Genomic DNA, 23130 nt, shown 5'->3' on the forward strand with positions numbered 1-23130 from the left:
TGGCTTATAGTTAAGAAAAAGACGTAGAGGATTAAAAATGGCTACTGGAAAGATTGTCCAGATCATCGGTGCGGTGGTTGATGTCGAATTCCCAGAAGATGCAGTACCGAAGGTATATGATGCATTAGAAGTGGAAACTGGCACTGAAAAATTAGTTCTGGAAGTTCAACAACAATTAGGTGGTGGCGTTGTCTGTTGTATCGCAATGGGATCATCTGATGGTTTAAGACGTGGACTTAAAGTAGTAAACACAGGTCACGGTATTGAAGTACCCGTAGGTACTAAAACACTTGGTCGTATTATGAACGTACTAGGTGATCCTGTTGATAAAGCAGGTCCAATTGGTGAGGAAGAGCGTTGGGCAATTCACCGCGCAGCACCAACTTATGAAGAACTCGCTAACTCAACTGAGTTACTTGAAACAGGTATCAAAGTTATCGACTTAATTTGTCCATTTGCTAAAGGTGGTAAAGTTGGTCTATTCGGCGGTGCGGGTGTGGGTAAAACCGTTAATATGATGGAATTAATCCGTAACATCGCTATTGAACACTCTGGTTACTCAGTGTTTACTGGGGTGGGTGAACGTACCCGTGAAGGTAATGACTTCTATCATGAGATGAAAGAATCAAACGTACTTGATAAAGTATCGTTAGTATATGGTCAGATGAATGAGCCACCAGGAAACCGTCTACGCGTAGCGTTAACTGGTTTAACCATGGCTGAAAAATTCCGAGACGAAGGTAAAGACGTATTATTATTCATCGATAATATTTACCGTTATACCTTAGCAGGTACTGAAGTATCTGCATTATTAGGTCGTATGCCATCTGCGGTAGGTTACCAACCAACATTAGCAGAAGAGATGGGCTTATTACAAGAACGTATCACTTCAACTAAAACAGGTTCAATCACCTCAATTCAGGCGGTATATGTACCTGCCGATGACTTGACTGACCCGTCGCCAGCAACCACCTTTGCTCACTTAGATGCAACAATCGTATTGAGTCGTCAAATCGCCTCATTAGGTATCTATCCTGCGGTGGATCCATTAGATTCAACCAGCCGTCAATTAGATCCACTTGTTGTTGGTCAAGAACACTATGATTGTGCTCGTGGCGTTCAGTCAATTTTACAACGCTATCAAGAATTAAAAGATATTATCGCAATTCTTGGTATGGATGAATTATCAGAAGATGATAAATTAACCGTTGCACGTGCACGTAAAATTCAACGATTCTTATCTCAACCATTCTTCGTTGCAGAAGTATTTACAGGATCTCCTGGTAAATATGTACCATTGAAAGATACCATCAGTGCTTTTAAAGGAATTATGAACGGTGACTACGACCACATTCCTGAACAAGCATTCTATATGGTTGGTTCAATCGACGAAGCAATTGAGAAAGCTAAATCTCTCTAAGAGATTCATTGAACGGAGATAGTATTATGGCACTAACTTCCTATCAATTAGAAGTTGTTAGTGCTGAATCTCACCTGTTTTCGGGTGATGTTCAGCGAATCAGAGTCACAGGTCAAGAAGGTGAACTTGGGATCTATCCAGGTCACACTCCTCTACTTACAATGATTAAACCGGGTATGGTAGGTATTGTAAAAGCGGATGGTGAAGAAGAGTTTATCTACCTTTCTGGTGGCGTCTTAGAAGTTCAACCCAACATCGTCACAATCTTAGCCGATACGGCAATTCGTGGTGAAGACTTAGACGAAGCCAGGGCACAAGAAGCAGTCAGACAAGCAAAAGAACATATTAATCACCCAAGTGATGATATGACATTTGCTCAAGCATCGGCTGAACTATCAAAAGCTTTGGCAAAAATTCGTGTTATTGAATTAACTCGTCGCATGGGTCAATAAAAAATACGTTAATCACTAGATAAACCCATAAAAGGTTACAACTTAATAAATTGTAACCTTTTTAATTTTTACTTAACTGTTTTTTTAACTACTTATTTGAAAAATAATTCTATCTAAAAATCACGATTTTTTATCTCAAAAATATTCTTTAACATTTTTTTAAAATCTATTTGGATTTTATAAAATTATTTAGCTGTAAAAATGCACAACCTAATCGTAGCTAGATTTATTTATAACAATCAGCGATAATCTGACTAATTATATTAATATTAATGTAACTATGTTTACTATTTATCATTCAAATCAAGTCGATTTACTCAAGTCCCTAGTCAGTGAATTAATGCGCAGAGACCCCATAGAACAGGTTTTTACGCCCGATATGATAATTGTACAAAGCCAAGGTATGGCACAGTGGTTACAAATTGAATTGGCCAACGATCTTGGTATTCTTGCCAATGTCGATTTTCCTTTTCCCAGTCAATTTATTTGGCAAATATATCAAACCCTTTTACCGGATTCACCAACTGAAAATAACTATGACGTTGAATCAATGAGTTGGCGTTTATACTATTTATTGCCTAAGATCATTGAACGACCTGAATTTGAGACAATCAAACATTATCTAAATATTGATAAAGAAGAACGCAAAAACTATCAATTAGCAACGCGGATAGCACGATTATTTGACCAATATTTGGTATACCGTCCTGATTGGTTAGCAAAATGGGAAGCCAATCAAACCGTAAGTGAATTAAATCATCATCCTGATGAAATTTGGCAAGCAGAATTATGGCGGCAACTGATTTCAATCAGCCTACCCTATCACCGAGCCAATATTTATCAGCAAATATTAGATATTTTGTTAGATAAAGACTTTGATCGTTTACGGTTAAATTCTTTACCTAAACGAGTTTATATTTTTGGGATCACTTCTCTTCCACCTATTTATCTGTCATTACTCTCAGCACTTGGTCAACACATCGATGTGCATTTGATGTTTAACAATCCTTGTAAATGGTACTGGGGCGATATTGTTGAAAAACAACTATCCGATATTTTAAATACTCCCGATAAAATTCCTAATCCACTATTAACTTCATGGGGAAAACTAGGCCGCGACAATTTATTTTTATTGCAAGAATTTAATAGCAAACAGGATATTGAGGCATTTGTTGATCAAGAACGGACATGTCTATTGCACGCAATTCAGCAAGATATTTTAGAGCTTTATCAAAATGATTTGAGTGATAAACAAATTGATGATTCTGATAAATCTATCTCATTCCATGCTTGCCATAGTGAACAACGGGAAGTCGAAGTATTATACGATTATCTATTATCTGTTTTTGATGAAAACCCTGATCTTGAACTACGCGATTGTATTGTTATGGTTTCAGATATTGATCGCTATGTACCTTATATTCGTGCTGTTTTTGGTAATGCTAGTAATGAGCGCTATTTACCTTTTACCATTTCTGATCAAAAAGCTCGCAATATTGATCCCATCGTACAAGGTTTTTTTGCTATTTTAAACTTCCCAAATAGTCGATTCACCGCAGAAGAGTTATTTAATTTACTGGAAATTCCAGCCGTAGCTGAAAAATTTTCCATAAATGAATCACAATTAATATTACTGCGAACTTGGATTATTGAGTCTGGTATCCGCTTTGGTCTTGAAAGTGCACACAGCTGGTTATTTGGTCTTGAACGGTTATTGCTGGGTTATACCATGAATAGTGAACAAGGTGGATGGTTACAAATTTTACCTTATGATGGTGCAACAGGATTAGATGCGGAACTTATTGGTCAATTAGCTGAGTTTATTAAAGTTGTCCGTAAATGGTTTACGATTTTAAATGTAGAAAAATCATTATCTGATTGGCAAGGTTGTTGCCTTGAATTAATTAATGATTTTTTTATGCACAATCAGCAACGCGATGCTATTTTATTAATGATAGAAGATGAATGGCAACAATTAATTAATAGTGGTTTAACAGCTCAGTTTACCGACCTTATTTCAATCACTGTTTTACATGATGCAATGCAGGCACGTTTAGAACAAAATCACTTAGCACACCGTTTTTTAGTGGGTAAAATCAATTTTTGTACTATGATGCCTATGCGATCCATTCCATTTAAAGTAGTTTGTTTGCTAGGTATGAATGATGGTGACTACCCAAGAACGTCACTACCGCTGGATTTTGATTTAATCGCCAAATACCCAAGACGAGGCGATCGTAGCCGTCGAACCGATGATCGCTATCTATTTTTAGAAGCTATTTTATCCACACAATATCAGCTATACATCAGTTATGTCGGGCGGGATATAAAAGATAATAGCGAACGTTACCCATCAGTACTGGTTGATGAACTTTGGGAATATATTGTTCAATATTATGGTAAATCAACTAAAAGTTTAGAAAAAAATCTCAATTTTTTAAGAGTGTTGCATACCAGAACGCCATTTAATCCTCTAAATTTTTTACAAGAGCCGAAAAGTTATGCTGATGAGTGGTTACCGGCTGCATTGAAAAAAGGGGAAAGCCAAACATTTATTAGTCAAATACCCGCTATAAGTGTTGATTATATTAATCTTGATGAATTAAAACGATTCTTTCAGCACTCTATCCGGTTATTTTTACAAAAACGATTTAATTTTTATGTCAGTTACCTTGATGATACTTTACCTGATGCCGAAAACTTTAATCTTGATAGCTTAAAACGTTATCAACTTAATGTGCAAATTTTAAATCATTTAATTACTCAAGCCGCCCAAGATTCAGAGACTCTGTATCAACAATTAAGGTTAACGGGTGAATTACCTGATGGCGCTTTTGGTGAAATCATTTATGATGAACAAACTGAAGCAATGCAATCTTTAGCAGATAAAATCCGTCAAGAACGGTTAGAGATGACCAGCGAGGAAGTTAATTTAACAATTAACACAGATAAGCAATATTACCCACTTCAGGGGTGGTTAACACATGTACAGGCCGATGGTATTTTAACTTGGCGACCCTCAAAGCTCTCAATTCGTGATGGTATCTCATTATGGATAGATCATTTGGTTTATTGTATTTTATACCCTGAGAATGTTGATAACCAAAGCCGCATTTACGGTCGTGATGAGCAAGAATGGCGATTTTCGCATTTAGAAGCCAACGAGGCATTAACTTACTTAACCTCATTAGTTGAAGGATTTTTGCAAGGTATCAATCAACCTTTATTAATGCCAATCCAAAGTGCATGGAGTTGGTTAACTTCGGCTTATAATAAAAAAACTGGTGAAATTGTTGCTAATGATAGAGCTAAAAGTCAGCTTATAAATACTTGGCAAGGTGGCGCATTTCAATCACCCGAGTGCGACAGTTACTATGAACGTTTGTATCCTGAATTAACCGATGAACTGATAGAACAGATCATCGATTTTGCTAAACAATTTTTACTACCAATTTTATTACATCAAGTAACAGTAGAATAGGAGGCATTATGTTTATAGATACGCATTGCCATTTCAATTTCCCTGCTTTTGTTACAGATTTAGACAACTCAATAAGTCGTATTCAACAAGCTAACATTGCCAGTTTAATTATACCTGCTGTATCAGTAGATCATTTCAGCCAAATTCTGAAACTAACTGAACAGTATGATGAACTTTATGCTGCGCTGGGCTTACACCCTATCTATCAACATTCCCATGCTGATCTTGAAAAATTATCGGATATCGTTAGTACTTCTCCTAACAAATTAGTTGCCATTGGCGAAATCGGCTTAGACCGATATGACATTTCTGTTGATTGGCAACAGCAACTTATTTTTTTTCGAGGTCAACTGGCTTTAGCTAAACGTTATGAATTACCTGTTTTAATTCATTCTCGCAAAACTCATGATGTTATCTATCATGAATTACATCAAGCTAATTTACCTTGTCGTGGGGTGATCCATGGTTTTTCTGGTAGCTATCAACAAGCAATGCAATTTATTAAATTAGGCTATTATATTGGTGTAGGTGGCGTAATAAGTTACGCTAGAGCAAATAAAACTCGCCATACCATTGCAAAGTTACCTCTCGAAAGCCTAGTATTAGAAACCGATGCCCCCGATATGCCTTTAAGTGGTCGACAAGGGCAAATAAATCGACCAGAAAACATTGTTGATATTTTTAATATTCTTTGTCAATTACGTCCTGAAAATTCTAAACAAATCTCTAGAACGATCCTAACAAATACCTTGACGCTATTTAATAGAATTAATAAAATGAAAATCCAAAACCAAATACACTATTAACCATTTAATTATTAATAGTTTAATAAGCCACAAGGTGGTGCTTTATGTCTCAACGTCATAGTCAGCTTTTTGTGCAATCCATCATTTCACTTACTCGATTATTTCCGTTATGGGCAATTCTTTGTGCAATAATCGCCTATTTTTCACCAAATACATTCGTTCCAGTACAACCACATACATCACACTTATTGATGTTTGTAATGTTTACTATGGGGGTAACGTTAAGTATTAATGACTTTAAAAGAGTTGTGACTAAGCCTAAAGCAGTTATAATTTGTACCCTACTGCATTACATTGTTATGCCACTCACCGCTTTAATCTTATCTAAGTTATTTACTATGCGACCAGAGCTATTAGTAGGGATGGTTCTAGTTGGTAGCGTAGCGAGTGGAACTGCCTCCAACGTGATGATTTATCTAGCTAAAGGTGATGTGGCATTGTCAGTGACCATTTCGTCGGTTTCAACCCTTGTTGGTGTAGTGGTTACCCCGATTCTTACGCTTTTACTCGTTGGTACAACTGTTGAAGTTCCTGTTTGGAATATGTTAGTGCATATTATCCAAATTGTTCTAATTCCTATTATTCTAGGCTTGATTGTCCACCACTTCTTACATTCAATTGTAAAAAAATGCGAACGATTTTTACCATTGATGTCAATGATCTGTATTTTATTAATTATCTGTATTGTTGTCGCTGGTAGTCATGATCTAATTGGCCAAGTTGGTATAACAGTTATTTTTGCTGTGATTATTCATAATGGCATTGGTTTACTAGGTGGTTATTGGGGAGGAAAATTATTTGGCTTTGATGAATCAACTTGTCGAACTATGTCATTAGAGGTAGGTATGCAAAACTCCGCATTAGCCGCTACTCTAGGCACTACTTATTTTTCAGCCCTATCAGCACTACCTGCTGCCGTATTTTCTGTTTGGCACAATATTTCAGGTTCGATTTTGGCTGGTTATTGGCAAGGGAAACCCGTTAAAAATAAGAAAAAATCTAACAATTAATCGTGAATATTGTAAAATAGAATTCATTCACTCTCTTACGCATTAATCATGCGTAGGAGAGTATGACCTTAGGATTTACTATGATCCTTCTCTCCCCAGCATATTAATCAATTTTAGGCTGAAAAAATGAATAGCGAATTACAGTTACCGCCCTTTGTTTATCGAATATTACCTTGGATTGCCGCATTTGCATTTTTTATGCAATCACTTGATACCTCAATTTTAAATACTGCTCTGCCAACGATGGCTAAAGACCTTAATGAATCACCATTGAACATGCAATCAGCAGTAATATGTTATGCGCTAACATTGGCATTATTTATTCCTGTAAGTGGTTTTTTATCGGATAAATTCGGCACACGAAATATTTTTGTGATGGCCGTATCACTTTTTACCTTAGGATCATTGCTTTGTGCTTTATCCAATTCATTAGTTTTTTTAGATATATCAAGGGTTATTCAAGGTATTGGTGGATCAATGATGGTACCTGTTTCACGTTTGGTTTTGATTAAAGCATTTAAACGTAATGAGTTCTTAGCGGCGTTAAACACAGCAACAATTCCGGGTTTAATCGGCCCAGTACTAGGGCCTGTTTTAGGTGGCTACCTTGTTGATATGGTAAGTTGGCACTGGATCTTTTTTATTAATTTACCAATTGGTATTATTGGGGTAATGATTAGCTTAAGATATATGCCGAACATAAAAGGTGAACGTATGCCTTTTGACTTATTTGGATTTATATTTATCGTTATTACTTTTATTAGTGCAACTCTTAGTGTTGAATGTTTAAATCAAGGTCAACAATATTATTTACCTCTGGCTCTCGCTGTCATTAGCCTTGCTTTTTTATTTATTTATCGCAGCTATGCGAAAAAGAAACAAGCCCCCTTATTTCCACTCTCTTTATTTGATATAAGAACATTTAAAATAGGAATTATTGGTAATTTAGTTTGTCGATTAGGTATTTCTGGTGTGCCCTTTCTTATTCCTTTATTTCTACAAGTTGGATTCGGTTATTCGGCAATTTTCGCTGGAATGATGCTAATGCCAATGGCAATTGCATCAATTTGTACAAGGTTCTTTATTACTCGGATTCTTGGTCGTTTAGGCTATCGTTTCGTGCTAATAGCAAATACCATTTTGGCAGGAATTTTAATCCTTTTAATGTCGTTATTAAACTTAACTACCCCACTTTTGATATTAGGGATTTTGCTATTTTGTATTGGTGGCGTCAATTCAATGCAATTTACTTCAATGAACAGTATAACGTTAGCAAATTTACAAGGAGAAAGCACAAGTAGTGGCAATAGTTTAATGGCCGTCAATCAACAGTTGGCGATCAGTTTTGGTACTGGTTTTGGTGCTTTATTGGTAAGATTATTTGGTTACACAACAACGACTATTCACGCTTTTCAACTAACCTTTGTTATACTGGGTATTGTAACCATGCTATCAAGCATGATTTTTGCTCAATTGAAAAAACAAGATGGTGAGAATTTAACGGCTCGGCATTAAGCGACAAGGAGATAACAATTATGTTTCAATATCAAATCATTCCAGTAACGGATTTTCAAGAAAACTGCAGTATTATTTGGTGTGATGAAACAAATGAGGCTGCCTTTATTGATCCCGGTGGAGAGCCAGAATTACTCAAAAAAGCAGTTGAAAAACTGGGGGTTAATATTAAAAAAATTTTATTAACACATGGACATTTAGATCATGTTGGTGTAGCTGCTGAATTAGCTAAACACTATGATGTCAAAATCATTGGTCCTAGCCAAGAAGATGAGTTCTTATTTACTGCCTTACCACAACAATCGATGCAATTTGGTTTTCCTTATACCGAAAGTTTTTTACCTGATCGTTGGTTAAAAGAGAACGATAAAATTCAGATTGGCAATATCTCGCTTGATGTCCTATTTTGCCCTGGTCACACTCCTGGACATATTGTATTTATCAATGTAAAAGATAAAATTGCTTTTGTTGGGGATGTACTTTTCAAAAACAGTATTGGACGAACAGACTTTCCTCGTGGGAATCATGCCGATCTCATCTCATCAATTACCCATAAACTATTTCCTCTTGGCGATGACTTTATATTTGTTCCTGGTCATGGTCCAATGTCAAGTTTTGGAAATGAACGAATGACCAATCCTTTCTTAGTTTAATTAAAATGTTGAAAACAATAATGTAAACTTTTTTATTTCAAAATAGTTTACATTATAAATTTTTGTATTATTATGGCACTACTGTTTATTTTTTAATGGTAGAAAATAATGAAACAACAATTAACAACATATTACCCTACATTCATTAACACGCTGTTCAATTTATCATCTTGGCAACGCAAATTATGTACAACCACCAGTGCAGCACTATTGCTAGGCCTTGCGGCGAATATCAGCATTCCCACGTACCCAGTACCTTTTAGCTTACAATCTTTAGGTGTTTTACTGATTGGTGCTTGTCTAGGTCGTAAACTAGGTGCATTAGCGATTCTTCAATATCTGTTTTTAGGTGCGCTCGGTTTACCAATGTTTGCTAATGGTAGTGGTGGATTTATGGCGCTAGTATCACCTTCTGCTGGTTACCTATATGGGTATGCATTCAGTGCTTATATCGCCGGATTTGCTGCTGAAAAAGGTTATGATCGTCGCTTTCTTTTAGGATTAATCGCCTTTGCTTGCGCTCATCAATTAATCTTTGTATTTGGTGTAACTTATTTAATGGGTTATTTTCATATTTCACTTACCGAAGCATTACAAGTGGGTTATTTACCTTTCGTTGGTGTTGATGCGCTCAAGTTTATCATTGCGACTTGTGTTATGTTTTCATTATGGCGTTATCACGCGAAAAAACATCAATAAAAATGCAAGTTGGCGATATCATTTTTCAATCTCAGAATGAGGAAAGCGAATTTAGTAAGGCAATTACTCATTCTGGTTCTTTGCCTAGTTCAAACGATATAATTAATCAAATAAGCCATGTCGGCTTATATATCGGCAATGATCTGGTTATTGAGGCGACCCAAAAGCATGGAGTAATCAAGCAACCACTTAAATCTTTTTTAGGCTCCGCCCAATATAATGTGGTTGCAACGATTAGCGATAACGTTGTTATTAAAAATGCATTAATTCGTGTTCAAGACTGTTTAGGATTGCCCTATAACCACAGTTTTCGTTCAGATGCTAAAGGGTTTTACTGTAGTCAACTTATTACTTATGCTTTTAAGTATGAATCAGGTAAAAACTATTTTAAACTCTATCCTATGAATTTTAAGAATTTAACCACTGGCCAGATTCTCCCCTATTGGATCAATTATTATCGAGAATTAAAACAACCGATCCCTCAAGGAGAGCTCGGCTCACATCCACAACAGTTATTAAGACAAAAAGAACTATTTAAGACAATCCTGACACTCAAATAATATTAAATAACAATAATAAGTTAAAAATTGAACAAAAAAGAAATTTTAGATAATTAACTATTGACATAACGCCATTAAATCTATAATATGCGCGCTACATTTCGGTTCCTCCATAGTTCAGTCGGTAGAACGGCGGACTGTTAATCCGTATGTCACAGGTTCAAGTCCTGTTGGAGGAGCCAACTTCTCACATCATTTTATCTGCCATAAAAACGCCAAATTTCAATTATCATTTAGTATTATTCTAACTTTACATTATTAATAAATTTCTTAAAAATCATAAATAAACGAGTAAATAAAAATTACTTACTCCATACTACAATTAAATTTATTCAATATGTTAAAAAATAAAATTATCAATCACGCTTTTTTGTTATCTTAAATGAATACAGAGATTGGGAAAGAACGTATCTTTCAACCATCTTGAACAAAAATGCTCGTTAGTTTATAAAAATAATTTCTAATTTAACGTTAAAAAATAGATGAGTCTCGATAATTTATGTTTTTATCAGTTTTGTGCTCAATATGGCAATGTTTTTATTTAATCTAATCCAAATACTTTTATTCAGATCACAGAGCAAATCTTAGATATAACCATTACATTTTACGAAGAAAAGCACAATAGTTATCGTTGGCATACAGTAAGCGATCATCGGCACCTGAAATATTTTTTGAGCCTTTATCTAAATCCCCTATCCAGCCTAATATTTGTGGACGATATTGTGATGGCATTGTTATTCCTAATTTTTCCTTTTGCTTTATTTTTATTTCTTGAGCAATCTAGTTATTGCACATGATATTTTTGCTTAATTTCAGTAAGATGTTCGGGCGACAGGGCGTTAAACGCTTCAACCATCCATTCCGGCCAGCCTTGATCTTGAATGATATCCTTTTTAAAAGGTGTTTCTTGCTCCCACGTATATTTTCCGTCGTTTAAACTGATTAAATCGTTAAAGCACATAAAATTATTAACCCATCCCCAGACTTGATAACTACCAATACCATTACGTTGTGGATCTAATAGCACATGGTCAATAGTTTTATGCGTACCCGGCTCACACACCATTAAAATAGTAGTATTGAGTGAATAGGTGGAAAAGTTATGCACCACAACCCCATGTAAATCGGCCCAATCATACTCTTTTATTCGTTTTTTATTAGGCTTTAAAAAGTGAATCGGATTTTTAAACGAGGTAAAATTAAAGAAATAACTTTCATTAATATACACTTTATTGGTTTTACGATTAAAGATTATTGGACATCCTTTTCGTGTAAAAAGATTTTGGTATAGTTCAGGAATCATTACATATAAAATCAGAATAGAACAAACTAAACCAGCTAATAATAAAAAGTAAATAGCTTTATTGTTACAACTTGGAAGTGAATAAATTAATGATGGTATCAAAAAAAGACTCCCAATTATACAAATGAAGCTTATACATAAATAAAAAATCTCATCAGAAGATGTTTTACGAAGGAAAGCGCAATAGTTATCGTTGGCATACAGTAAACGATCATCGGCTCCTGAAAGGTAATTCGTACCTTTATCTAAATCATCTATCCAGCCTAATAATTGTGGGCGATATTGTGATGGCATTGTTATTCCTAATTATTCCTTTTTCTTTATTTTTATTTCTTGAGTAATCTAGTTATTGCACATGATATTTTTGCTTAATCTCACTCAGATGCTCGGGCGACAGGGCGTTAAACGCTTCCACCATCCATTCCGGCCAGCCTTGATCTTGGATGATATCCTTTTTAAAAGGTGTTTCTTGCTCCCACGTATATTTTCCGTCGTTTAAACTGATTAGATCGTTAAAGCACATAAAATTATTGACCCATCCCCAGACTTGATAACTACCAATACCATTACGCAGTGGATCTAATAGCACATGGTCAATAGTTTTATGTGTACCCGGCTCACACATCATTAAAATAGTGGTATTGAGTGAGTAGGTGGAAAAGTTATGCACCACAACCCCATGTAAATCGGTCCAATCATACTCTTTTATTCGCTTCTTATTAGGCTGTAAAAAGTGGATGGGATTTTTAAACGAAGTAAAATTAAAGAAATAACTTTCATTAATATACACTTTATTGGTTTTACGATTAAAGATTATTGGGCATCCTCGCCGTGTAAAAATATTTTGGTATAGTTCGGGAATCATTAGATATAAAACTAAAATAAAACAAAATAAAAATGTTAATAATAAAAAGTAAACAGTTTTACTATTACAACTTGAAAGCGCATAACTTAACGAGGGTATTAAAAAAATACTTGCAATTGTACAAATAAAACTTATACAAAAATAAAAAATCTGATCAGATGATGTTTTACGAAGGAAAGCACAATAATTATCGTTAGCATACAGTAAACGATCATCGGCACCTGAAAGATAATTCGTACCTTTATCTAAATCATCTATCCAGCCTAATAATTGTGGGCGATATTGTGACGGCATTGTTATTCCTAATTTTTCCTTTTGCTTTGTTTTTATTTCTTGAGCAATCTAGTTATTGCACATGATATTTTTGCTTAATCTCAGTAAGGTGTTCGGGCGACAGGGCGTTAAACGCTTCAACCATCCATTCCGGCCAACCTTGATCTTGGATGATATCCTTTTTAAAAGGTGTTTCTTGCTCCCACGTATATTTTCCGTCATTTAAACTGATTAGATCGTTAAAGCACATAAAATTATTGACCCATCCCCAGACTTGATAACTACCAATACCATAACGCAGTGGATCTAATAGCACATGGTCAATAGTTTTATGCGTGCCCGGCTCACACACCATTAAAATAGTAGTATTGAGTGAATAGGTGGAAAAGTTATGCACCACAACCCCATGTAAATCAGCCCAATCATACTCTTTTATTCTTTTTTTATTAGGCTGTAAAAAATGAATCGGATTTTTAAACGAGGTAAAATTAAAGAAATAACTTTCATTAATATACACTTTATTGGTTTTACGATTAAAGATTATTGGGCATCCCCGCCGTGTAAAAAGATTTTGATAAATTTCGGGTATAGATATATATATAGCAAGAAAGCAAGCAATTAGTCCGATAATAATAAGAAGTGAAATTAAATTTTCATTTTTATCTAGTATGTCAGATAGTAATGAAAAACCTAAATAAATTGTCGGTATTAATCCAATAAAAACTATAGTAAAAATGCATAAATAAAAAACTTGATCAGAATATGTTTTACGAAGAAAAGCACAGTAGTTATCGTTAGCATACAGTAAACGATCATCGGCACCTGAAATATTTTTTGAGCCTTTATCTAAATCCCCTATCCAGCCTAATATTTGTGGACGATATTGTGATGGCATTGTTATTCCTAATTATTCCTTTTTCTTTATTTTTATTTCTTGAGTAATCTAGTTATTGCACATGATATTTTTGCTTAATCTCAGTAAGGTGTTCGGGCGACAGGGCGTTAAACGCTTCCACCATCCATTCTGGCCAGCCTTGATCTTGGATGATATCCTTTTTAAAAGGCGTTTCTTGCTCCCATGTATATTTTCCGTCATTTAAACTGATTAGATCGTTAAAGCACATAAAATTATTGACCCATCCCCACACCTGATAACTACCAATACCATAACGCAGTGGATCTAATAGCACATGGTCAATAGTTTTATGCGTGCCCGGCTCACACACCATTAAAATAGTAGTATTGAGTGAATAGGTGGAAAAGTTATGCACCACAACCCCATGTAAATCGGCCCAATCATACTCTTTTATTCGTTTTTTATTAGGCTGTAAAAAATGAATCGGATTTTTAAACGAAGTAAAATTAAAGAAATAACTTTCATTAATATACACTTTATTGGTTTTACGATTAAAGATTATTGGACATCCCCGCCGTGTAAAAAGATTTTGGTAAATTTCAGGAATAGATAAATATAATCCAACAAAAGAAGCAATTAACATAACAATAAAAGTGATAAATATTAAAGTGTTTTCATCAGAATCTAAATCTAAATCTAAATCTAAAATTATAGTTATAGATAAATAAATTAAAGGTATTGAAAGAATAAAAGCAATAGTAAAAATATATAAATAAAATATCTGATCAGATGATGTTTTACGAAGAAAAGCGCAATAGTTATCGTTAGCATACAGTAAACGATCATCGGCTCCTGAAATATTTTTTGAGCCTTTATCTAAATCCCCTATCCAGCCTAATATTTGTGGACGATATTGTGATGGCATTGTTGCTCCTAATTATTCCTTTTTCTTTATTTTTATTTCTTGAGCAATCTAGTTATTGCACATGATATTTTTGCTTAATTTCAGTAAGGTGTTCGGGCGACAGGGCGTTAAACGCTTCAACCATCCATTCCGGCCAACCTTGATCTTGGATGATATCCTTTTTAAAAGGTGTTTCTTGCTCCCACGTATATTTTCCGTCGTTTAAACTAATTAGATCGTTAAAGCACATAAAATTATTGACCCATCCCCACACCTGATAACTACCAATACCATTACGCAGTGGATCTAATAGCACATGGTCAATAGTTTTATGCGTGCCCGGCTCACACACCATTAAAATAGTAGTATTGAGTGAATAGGTGGAAAAGTTATGCACCACAACCCCATGTAAATCGACCCAATCATACTCTTTTATTCGTTTTTTATTAGGCTGTAAAAAATGAATCGGATTTTTAAACGAGGTAAAATTAAAGAAATAACTTTCATTAATATACACTTTATTGGTTTTACGATTAAAGATTATTGGGCATCCCCGCCGTGTAAAAAGATTTTGGTATAATTCGGGAATCATTAGATATATAGCAAACAAACTGACAATAACGCCTAATGATAATAAAATATCTATAATTTTTTCATCATTATCAATTGAGATTTCAAAACTAAAACTAAAATTAAATGAAAAATAAAAAATTATATAAAAAGTAAGGGATAATATTGATATTAAGGAAATAAATAAATAAAAAATCTGATCAGATGACGTTTTACGAAGAAAAGCACAGTAGTTATCGTTAGCATACAGTAAGCGATCATCGGCTCCTGAAAGGTAATTCGTACCTTTATCTAAATCATCTATCCAGCCTAATAATTGTGGGCGATATTGTGATGGCATTGTTATTCCTAATTATTTCTTTTTCTTTATTTTTATTTCTTGAGCAATCTAGTTATTGCACATGATATTTTTGCTTAATCTCACTCAGATGTTCGGGCGACAGGGCGTTAAACGCTTCCACCATCCATTCCGGCCAACCTTGATCTTGGATGATATCCTTTTTAAAAGGTGTTTCTTGCTCCCATGTATATTTTCCGTCATTTAAACTGATTAGATCGTTAAAACACATAAAATTATTAACCCATCCCCAAACCTGATAACTACCAATACCATAACGCAGTGGATCTAATAGCACATGGTCAATAGTTTTATGCGTGCCCGGCTCACACACCATTAAAATAGTAGTATTGAGTGAATAGGTGGAAAAGTTATGCACCACAACCCCATGTAAATCGGCCCAATCATACTCTTTTATTCGTTTTTTGTTAGGCTTTAAAAAGTGAATCGGATTTTTAAACGAAGTAAAATTAAAAAAATAACTTTCATTAATATACACTTTATTGGTTTTACGATTAAAGATTATTGGACATCCTCGCCGTGTAAAAAAATTTTGATATAATTCAGGAATCATTAGATATATGGCAAGAAAGGAAAAAATTTGTCCAATAATAACAATAAGTAATATAAAATTTTCCTTTTTAGAAATTAAATCAAAAATTAACAAAAAGCATATGTAGATTGCTGGAATTAAACACACAATGATAATTGTAGAAATACATAAATAAAAAATCTGATCAGAAGATGTTTTGCGAAGGAAAGCGCAATAGTTATCGTTGGCATACAGTAAGCGATCATCGGCTCCTGAAAGGTAATTCGTACCTTTATCTAAATCATCTATCCAGCCTAATAATTGTGGGCGATATTGTGATGGCATTGTTTTTCCTAATTATTCCTTTTTCTCTTTCTTTGTTTTTATTTCTTGGGGGGATCTAGTTATTGCACATCATATTTTTGCTTAATCTCACTCAGATGCTCGGGCGACAGGGCGTTAAACGCTTCAACCATCCATTCCGGCCAGCCTTGATCTTGAATGATATCCTTTTTAAAAGGCGTTTCTTGCTCCCACGTATATTTCCCGTCGTTTAAACTGATTAGATCGTTAAAGCACATAAAATTATTGATCCATCCCCAAACCTGATAACTACCAATACCATTACGCAGTGGATCTAATAGCACATGGTCAATAGTTTTATGCGTGCCCGGCTCACACACCATTAAAATAGTAGTATTGAGTGAATAGGTGGAAAAGTTATGCACCACAACCCCATGTAAATCGGCCCAATCATACTCTTTTATTCGTTTTTTATTAGGCTGTAAAAAATGAATCGGATTTTTAAACGAAGTAAAATTAAAAAAATAACTTTCATTAATATACACTTTATTGGTTTTACGATTAAAGATTATTGGACTACCTTTTCGTGTAAAAAGATTTTGGTATAATTCGGGAATCATTAAATATAGAGTAATAACAAACAAAATAATAATTAACGGAATCAAAAATATAGCTTTATGACTATTAGAATCTATTTTTATTAGTGTAAGTAAATATATTGATACTGGTATAATGAAAATCAATAAAAATGTAATAATACCACTAATACATAAATAAAAAATCTGATCAGAAGATGTTTTGCGAAGGAAAGCGCAATAGTTATCGTTAGCATACAGTAAACGATCATCGGCACCTGAAATATTTTTTGAGCCTTTATCTAAATCCCCTATCCAGCCTAATATTTGTGGACGATATTGTGATGGCATTGTTGCTCCTTTTCGTTAATTAATTTTGTTAGACTTTTTGGTAATGATTAATGGGACTGCTTCACGGTTATTATATTCAATGATTATATGGTATTTTTTAATACTATTAGCACCAATTGTACCTGCAATCCATTTGTTAATAATTAACCCATCACTGTCAATACTATCACCTTGTTTAACCATAACATTTTTAATATCACTAAATTTTGGTTTGCTTTCGATCACTTTTGTTCCATTCGCTAGAGTTTGCGTTAATTGAAATTCAGCCGGTTCATCGATATAACGCTCCCCAGTTGAGGAAGGAAACTTACTTATTAATGACGGCAGTTCATATTTATTGAAATACACTTTTTTATCGGTGCAAATATATTTGTCGGTTCCAGGACCATTTTTAATCTCTAAAACTTCAATACCGTTGGTTGTTACGCGGCATTTTAAATCGATATATTTATCGGTTATCACACTGGATTGGTTATCAAGATGTTCCCAGTTATAAAGATATAAACGAATGGAAGCCGTTAGCACTTCGTTAGGATTGGCTTTGGCAAAATCGGGAATATCCACATAAAAATAGATATGTTCCTGAAACATATTGGCAGAATCACCTATTGATACAACAGGGGCACCATTATAAAGCGATTGCAAACGGATAAAGGTTTGAATGCCATAGAGCATAACAATATAGTCATTGAGTGCTAAACCAAAACCACTGTGTGAATAGCGATCTTCTTCATGATAAGCGTCATAACCTAAATATTCCAGCTCTGCTTGTTTGCCAAAATAGCAACGATTTAACCAATGCTGAATAGGCGTGAATTTATCATACTTTTTACTAAATATAATAGCTAATGCACCACCTATCATTAAAGCAACACCTATAATGATGGTGACCAAAGTACCGATTAAAGCTATGACAATACCAATAATTGAAGCAATAGAACCAAGAAATCTATAAGTAACATAAGTTTTATCTTCCATATCCACCATATCAAAGGCACTTTTTAACTCGCCAATGGCTTCAAGAACGGTGATTACTGCTGTTACTCTGGAAACTGTTTTATTAATTAGAGTATTTAATTTTAATTGACTACGAATGGCTTGCTTATTGGTATTAATAGCATTTTCTAATTGCTTATTGAGTTTAATATTTTGGTATTGACTGGTTAAATCAATACTCATTAAAGCTAGTGATACCACATCTTTTATTAGTTGTACTTTTACTTTTTGTTCGCCACTACCCTCTTTAGCAACTCCCCACTCTTTGAGAGTGTCTTTTATATTCATCAAAGTGACAACACATGATATTGCATCCACTGCCAGATTAATGGCAAATGTTATTTTTCCAATTTTAATTTCGCTATTAACGCCTTCTAGCTCAATTTTATTAATGACTGTTTCTAAATCAATTTTATTTTTGTTTGAAAGATCTCCTATCTTTTCTATTTTTTGGTTGATTTTTGTGGTTTTATTGCTAGTATTTTTGCTACTACCTTGATTTATTTTTTCATTGATTGACGTTTTATTTTTGGTTGCATTCTCAAGCTGTGCTTGAAGATTTTTTTGTTTATAAATTAGCTTAAAATAGTCTTTATACGCACTTTCAATAAATTTTTTTAATTCGTATGGTTTTAATATCCCATTGGTTTTCTTAATAAACTCGACAAATAAACTTCTTGTTACTTTGTCTGGAAAACAGAGCGTAAATTTGGCTTTTCTGGTTTTAGTTGTACCTGTTTTGGTTACCTTTTCATCAATGTCAAAATTTTGCAAAAATTCCTGTTCGTGTGGATGATAAAGACCTCGATTAAAAAAACCTCGCTGCATTTGAGTAATTAAATTTTGGATTTTAGCGATATTCTCAGGTTTTATCTGTATATTAATTTCAACGGGCATCGCCCCGATTCTGGCTAGTTGATCAAAAGCGTTAAGTCGCATCCACTGTGACTTTATAGGTATATGTAATTTATCTTTAATTAGTACAGCCTGCTTTTTAAGAGCGGTATTATTTAATAAATCATTTCTATTAGCGCTCTGCCCTAAGTTTGACACATTTGGTTGAGCCATTTCTGACATTTGTTGATTAACCTTTTCAAGCTCTTTATTTAATGTTTGAATTTCAGCATTGTACTTTCTTTTTGCCTTTATCAATTCTTGAATTTCAGTTTGATTATGGACTGGAATACTCTTTTTTTTGCTTTCCAGTTGTTCTATTTTTTGCTGATTGATTTTAATTTCAGCTTCTAACTGTGCTTTATTCTGTTCTAATATATATTGTTTTCTTTTTAGTGCTTCTTTGTTTACTTCTTCAATTACTTTATTTACAACAGGTGTAAAATTCAATACATTAGATATTATATCGTTAGGTTTGAGCAGTCGGTTATCCGTCAGTTCAACATACACTTCTTCATCACGATCAATACCTTTAGGATTATTATAGTCAATAATGTAATAGATACTTTCTGGATTGCTAAGCAGTTCATCCCACAAGGCACTATCATTGGCAAATTTTATTTCTGAATGGGTTGAATCTAATAGTATTTGCGTAACTTCTGTTACATGCGCCATCAAGGCTGTTTCAACCGAAAAATCAAATTCACGTTGCCAAAAATGGACTAGGTTAAAACTGCTTGGTTTTGATTCACCATAGTCCGATATAAACTCTTGCTTACCAAACAACCAGCGAACATAAGTATAATAATCTTGTGACCATTCTCGACAATAATTAACGACTTCGTTATAAGCTGACTCTAATTCGCTAGTAAAATTCTGAATTGTATCTTGATTAACACAATCATCAAAATCGTCTAATGCTTGCTTTTTGTCTGACGATAGTCTGCCTATTCTAGCTCGCATTCCTGCTGATACGGGAATACCGTTATAGCCAACATGATCATTACCAGAATTTACAACTTTTTCAATCACTTCCTCTACTTTAGCAATTTCACGATCATAAGACGTTACAATTGACTGACGGTACTGAGTCATCAATTCAAATATCATCCGTTTTTTTAACATTCCAGCTTCATAATATTTAAAGCGTTGTTGCAAATCTGGATTGATTGTTTTGAGCATATTTTTGGCACGTTGTTCATAAATTTTGGTTTCTTTATCAATGTCATCCAAATTATCAATACTTTCTTCAGCAAGTTTTAATTCGTCATCGGTCAGCGGTTTTTCATTAAATATATGCAAATGCGAAAGCCGCTGAGAGTTTAGCTCTTCAGCAATACCAAAGGTGTCTTCCACAACGACACCACATGAGGAATCTGATAATTGATTGACATGGTAGGCAAATAAACGTTTTTGATTATAAAGACTGACAAATGGATGTGCCGATTTGAAGTTTGTCAATGGGGCTTTTTTTATTCTAAATTCAAGTACGTTACTGACACTTTCGGTATCATCCGCTTTGCCAAAAATATCCGCAAAAGGTACTGCTCGATTGTTAGTTGCTTGATTGGGATCGTCTTTCAATTTGGTTATATCAATATGGGTAAAACGAGACAGTGCCAGTTTGTCTTGTTCTTTAATATATTGATTAATTGTTTCGCTAGACCAAGGTTGTGATACATACGCTACCCATGCATTGGTATAGATTCGATCATCTAAATTAATAAATGAGGCTGGAATGGAGTGACAGGCATTGTAACACGCTTTTGATAATGGTCTTGGTTCTGTACCACTTAAACTATAAGCATCTTTTAAACGTAATGCACCATCAATACACTCATAAGCTTCAAGCATTCGTGTATTAATATCATCCCCTTTTTGTTGCATCACATAAACATAACCATTGCGCAGGGTACGCAAAATATAACCATAATCTTTTAACGGTTCGTCAGGCATGCGATTTTTAAAGTTTATTTTTTGTGCATAATTAGCTAACGATTGATAATCAAGATCACTTTTTGCGCCTTCAAACGGAGCTAATTTAATTACCGCCTGACGCAGTAAAAACACCGGAATCCCTTTCCGCTCACATACAGGACATTTACCAGCCGCTTGTTTCTTATTTTGATTGGCGGTATTTATTTCTTTTTGCATGTTGGCTATTCCTTATTATTTTATTATTTTATTATTTTATTATTTTATTATTTTATTATTTTATTATTTTATTATTTTATTTATCTAATTTACTTAATGTTTGTGCCTTCAATAATAATATTGGCATTATTAACTTGTGTTGATAGTGTTCCAGGTGTTTTTTTAGCAAGCTCAGTTAGCATTAAAACTTTTGGATTTTGAGTAAAGGCTTGATGGTACCTTAAGCCACAAATTCCCCAAAATAAAATATCACCAGCATCAACTAAACCTAATTGCTCGGCTTGTTCAACCAATTGTGTCGCCTCAGTGATAACATCTTTTGATAATGGTAAAGATTGTTGCTCTTCAAATTGTAATCGGTTATTTGCCCAAGCATTAACCAAAGTACGAATTATTCGAATATTTTTAATAGGCAGATTGTCATCAACATCCCAACTCTTTTCTGGCATAGTTTCTTTATTAGCAGTAAATTGAATAAATTTACCATTATGAATTGAAGGATAATAATAGTTGTAAATTTGAGAAAATTGCGCTTTTAACCACGCTTTATTTTGATTTGAACCCACTTCATCTAAAAATTGCATCCGAAAAGGCTCAAAAAATGGGTAATACGATCCTTTTAAAGTTCGACCAATTGAATTACCGATATTGATTAATTGTTTTGCCAACGCTGACGGTTTTTGGTCACTAACCAGATAAGCACAGATATAACGTTGTGACCAAAAACGCTCTAATGTGGCTTGTCGGCTAATGTCATCAATAATGACATCATCGGTTAATATACTTGGCTCTGCCAATTGAATCAATGTCGGGCAAACACTCGGATCGTAATCTAGATCAGTACGTAATACTGTTGTTAGTTTTTTCTCACCAAAAGCTTTATTTTCGCCAAATTGTTGAGTTAGTTTTTCAAGTGATAACGGATTTGCCCAATGAAGTACAACCCTATTATCAATTAAAAGATAACGATATCGTCTAAAATTATCGTACCGATTTAGTTCATTGAACATTTTTAACCTTTTTTCGTACAGCGTTTATCATTAATTTCACTCATTTTTAGTAAAATAGTTCTTTTTGGTTAACGCTCGTTTTTTCATCGCGTTACATTTTAAGTAGACATTATCGATGATTCTCAACTCAATGTTGTTTTCGTTGATTTTAATAAATCAATCAATTAGATCTAACCTTGGGTTGACCGATAACTTTTTGTAGCTGAAAGTGGAAATAATTGAATAATCGCAAGATTGATTTAATTGTTCGTCTATTGCAACTGGAAAAATAGAAATTAATCTATTGGCTATGATATCAATTTCAAGCGAATCACGATTTTTTAAAACCGTTTTAGAAAGTGCGTTAACACTGGCTGATATTGTTTTTAAAAAAGATGTTTCCATTACTTCCTTACATATCCTGACAAGCTAAATTTTATTTATTATTTTTTAAAATGAAATATTTCCAATATTAACTTTAATATAAGTACATTACATTTTGTATAAAAGGATATAATTTATTTGTATGATTTTCAATCTGTTATTATATTTTTTTTAACTTAATTATGTGTGTTTTTTTATCAAGTTATAGTTAAATAACCATTATTAGCATGATTAAAATTACTCTGTTA

The 23130-nt window shown here is 33.9% G+C and carries 20 protein-coding genes and 1 tRNA gene; 10 read left to right on the forward strand and 11 right to left on the reverse strand.

Annotation, left to right across the window (positions count from 1 at the left end):
* Nucleotides 1–37 precede the first annotated feature (37 nt).
* The 10 genes from atpD to H3T96_RS08110 all read left to right on the forward strand — a co-directional run bounded on the left by atpD (nt 38) and on the right by H3T96_RS08110 (nt 10778).
* Nucleotides 38–1420 (forward strand): F0F1 ATP synthase subunit beta, encoded by a 1383-nt coding sequence (gene atpD / locus H3T96_RS08065; protein WP_025314341.1) that lies wholly within the window; start codon nt 38–40, stop codon nt 1418–1420.
* Between the two features lie 26 nt (nt 1421–1446).
* On the forward strand, nt 1447–1872 hold the full coding sequence (locus H3T96_RS08070) for a F0F1 ATP synthase subunit epsilon (protein WP_039128292.1): 426 nt from the start codon (nt 1447–1449) through the stop codon (nt 1870–1872).
* A 280-nt stretch (nt 1873–2152) separates the two neighbouring features.
* Nucleotides 2153–5353, forward strand: a complete 3201-nt coding sequence (recC, locus tag H3T96_RS08075; RefSeq protein ID WP_144092096.1) for an exodeoxyribonuclease V subunit gamma — start codon at nt 2153–2155, stop codon at nt 5351–5353.
* Nucleotides 5354–5361: 8 nt separating this feature from the next.
* Complete coding sequence (locus H3T96_RS08080; protein ID WP_144092094.1) at nt 5362–6159, forward strand: TatD family hydrolase; 798 nt, start codon at nt 5362–5364, stop codon at nt 6157–6159.
* Between the two features lie 44 nt (nt 6160–6203).
* Nucleotides 6204–7169 (forward strand): bile acid:sodium symporter family protein, encoded by a 966-nt coding sequence (locus H3T96_RS08085; RefSeq protein WP_086326245.1) that lies wholly within the window; start codon nt 6204–6206, stop codon nt 7167–7169.
* Nucleotides 7170–7295: 126 nt separating this feature from the next.
* The gene (locus H3T96_RS08090) at nt 7296–8684 is read left to right on the forward strand and encodes an MFS transporter (protein WP_144092092.1); all 1389 of its coding nucleotides are present in this window, start codon (nt 7296–7298) and stop codon (nt 8682–8684) included.
* A gap of 20 nt (nt 8685–8704) precedes the next feature.
* Nucleotides 8705–9337, forward strand: coding sequence for an MBL fold metallo-hydrolase (locus H3T96_RS08095; RefSeq protein ID WP_086326247.1), 633 nt, complete (start codon nt 8705–8707; stop codon nt 9335–9337).
* A 108-nt stretch (nt 9338–9445) separates the two neighbouring features.
* The gene (locus H3T96_RS08100; protein ID WP_086326248.1) at nt 9446–10036 is read left to right on the forward strand and encodes a biotin transporter BioY; all 591 of its coding nucleotides are present in this window, start codon (nt 9446–9448) and stop codon (nt 10034–10036) included.
* Nucleotides 10006–10596, forward strand: coding sequence for a YiiX/YebB-like N1pC/P60 family cysteine hydrolase (locus tag H3T96_RS08105; protein WP_144092090.1), 591 nt, complete (start codon nt 10006–10008; stop codon nt 10594–10596). Before H3T96_RS08100 ends, H3T96_RS08105 begins: the two co-directional genes overlap by 31 nt.
* Nucleotides 10597–10702: 106 nt before the next feature.
* A tRNA-Asn gene (locus H3T96_RS08110) sits at nt 10703–10778 on the forward strand.
* Nucleotides 10779–11193: 415 nt separating this feature from the next.
* On the opposite strand, the gene H3T96_RS14845 is transcribed toward H3T96_RS08110, so the two are convergent.
* From H3T96_RS14845 to H3T96_RS08160, 11 genes are all read right to left on the reverse strand, one after another.
* Entirely contained in the window at nt 11194–11328 is a 135-nt protein-coding gene (locus tag H3T96_RS14845) for a hypothetical protein (protein ID WP_255519009.1), read from the reverse strand.
* A gap of 52 nt (nt 11329–11380) precedes the next feature.
* A complete protein-coding gene (locus tag H3T96_RS08115; RefSeq protein ID WP_144092088.1) occupies nt 11381–12193 on the reverse strand; it encodes a DUF6708 domain-containing protein in 813 nt (270 codons plus the stop codon).
* 52 nt (nt 12194–12245) lie between these two features.
* Nucleotides 12246–13058 carry a DUF6708 domain-containing protein gene (locus H3T96_RS08120; protein WP_144092086.1) on the reverse strand — a complete coding sequence of 271 codons (813 nt, stop codon included), beginning with the start codon at nt 13056–13058 and terminating at the stop codon, nt 12246–12248.
* Between the two features lie 52 nt (nt 13059–13110).
* A complete protein-coding gene (locus H3T96_RS08125; RefSeq protein ID WP_144092085.1) occupies nt 13111–13932 on the reverse strand; it encodes a DUF6708 domain-containing protein in 822 nt (273 codons plus the stop codon).
* A 52-nt stretch (nt 13933–13984) separates the two neighbouring features.
* Nucleotides 13985–14818, reverse strand: coding sequence for a DUF6708 domain-containing protein (locus H3T96_RS08130; RefSeq protein ID WP_144092083.1), 834 nt, complete (start codon nt 14816–14818; stop codon nt 13985–13987).
* A 52-nt stretch (nt 14819–14870) separates the two neighbouring features.
* The gene (locus H3T96_RS08135; protein ID WP_144092081.1) at nt 14871–15707 is read right to left on the reverse strand and encodes a DUF6708 domain-containing protein; all 837 of its coding nucleotides are present in this window, start codon (nt 15705–15707) and stop codon (nt 14871–14873) included.
* A 52-nt stretch (nt 15708–15759) separates the two neighbouring features.
* Nucleotides 15760–16581, reverse strand: coding sequence for a DUF6708 domain-containing protein (locus H3T96_RS08140; RefSeq protein ID WP_144092079.1), 822 nt, complete (start codon nt 16579–16581; stop codon nt 15760–15762).
* A gap of 59 nt (nt 16582–16640) precedes the next feature.
* A complete protein-coding gene (locus H3T96_RS08145) occupies nt 16641–17465 on the reverse strand; it encodes a DUF6708 domain-containing protein (RefSeq protein WP_144092077.1) in 825 nt (274 codons plus the stop codon).
* A gap of 15 nt (nt 17466–17480) precedes the next feature.
* A complete protein-coding gene (locus H3T96_RS08150) occupies nt 17481–21509 on the reverse strand; it encodes a toxin VasX (protein WP_144092075.1) in 4029 nt (1342 codons plus the stop codon).
* 89 nt (nt 21510–21598) lie between these two features.
* A complete protein-coding gene (locus tag H3T96_RS08155; RefSeq protein WP_086326254.1) occupies nt 21599–22519 on the reverse strand; it encodes a hypothetical protein in 921 nt (306 codons plus the stop codon).
* 156 nt (nt 22520–22675) lie between these two features.
* Entirely contained in the window at nt 22676–22903 is a 228-nt protein-coding gene (locus H3T96_RS08160) for a hypothetical protein (RefSeq protein WP_039128325.1), read from the reverse strand.
* Nucleotides 22904–23130 lie beyond the last annotated feature (227 nt).

Origin of the sequence: Gilliamella sp. W8136, from assembly GCF_016101285.1 — a bacterium.
Classification (GTDB): domain Bacteria; phylum Pseudomonadota; class Gammaproteobacteria; order Enterobacterales; family Orbaceae; genus Gilliamella; species Gilliamella apicola_N.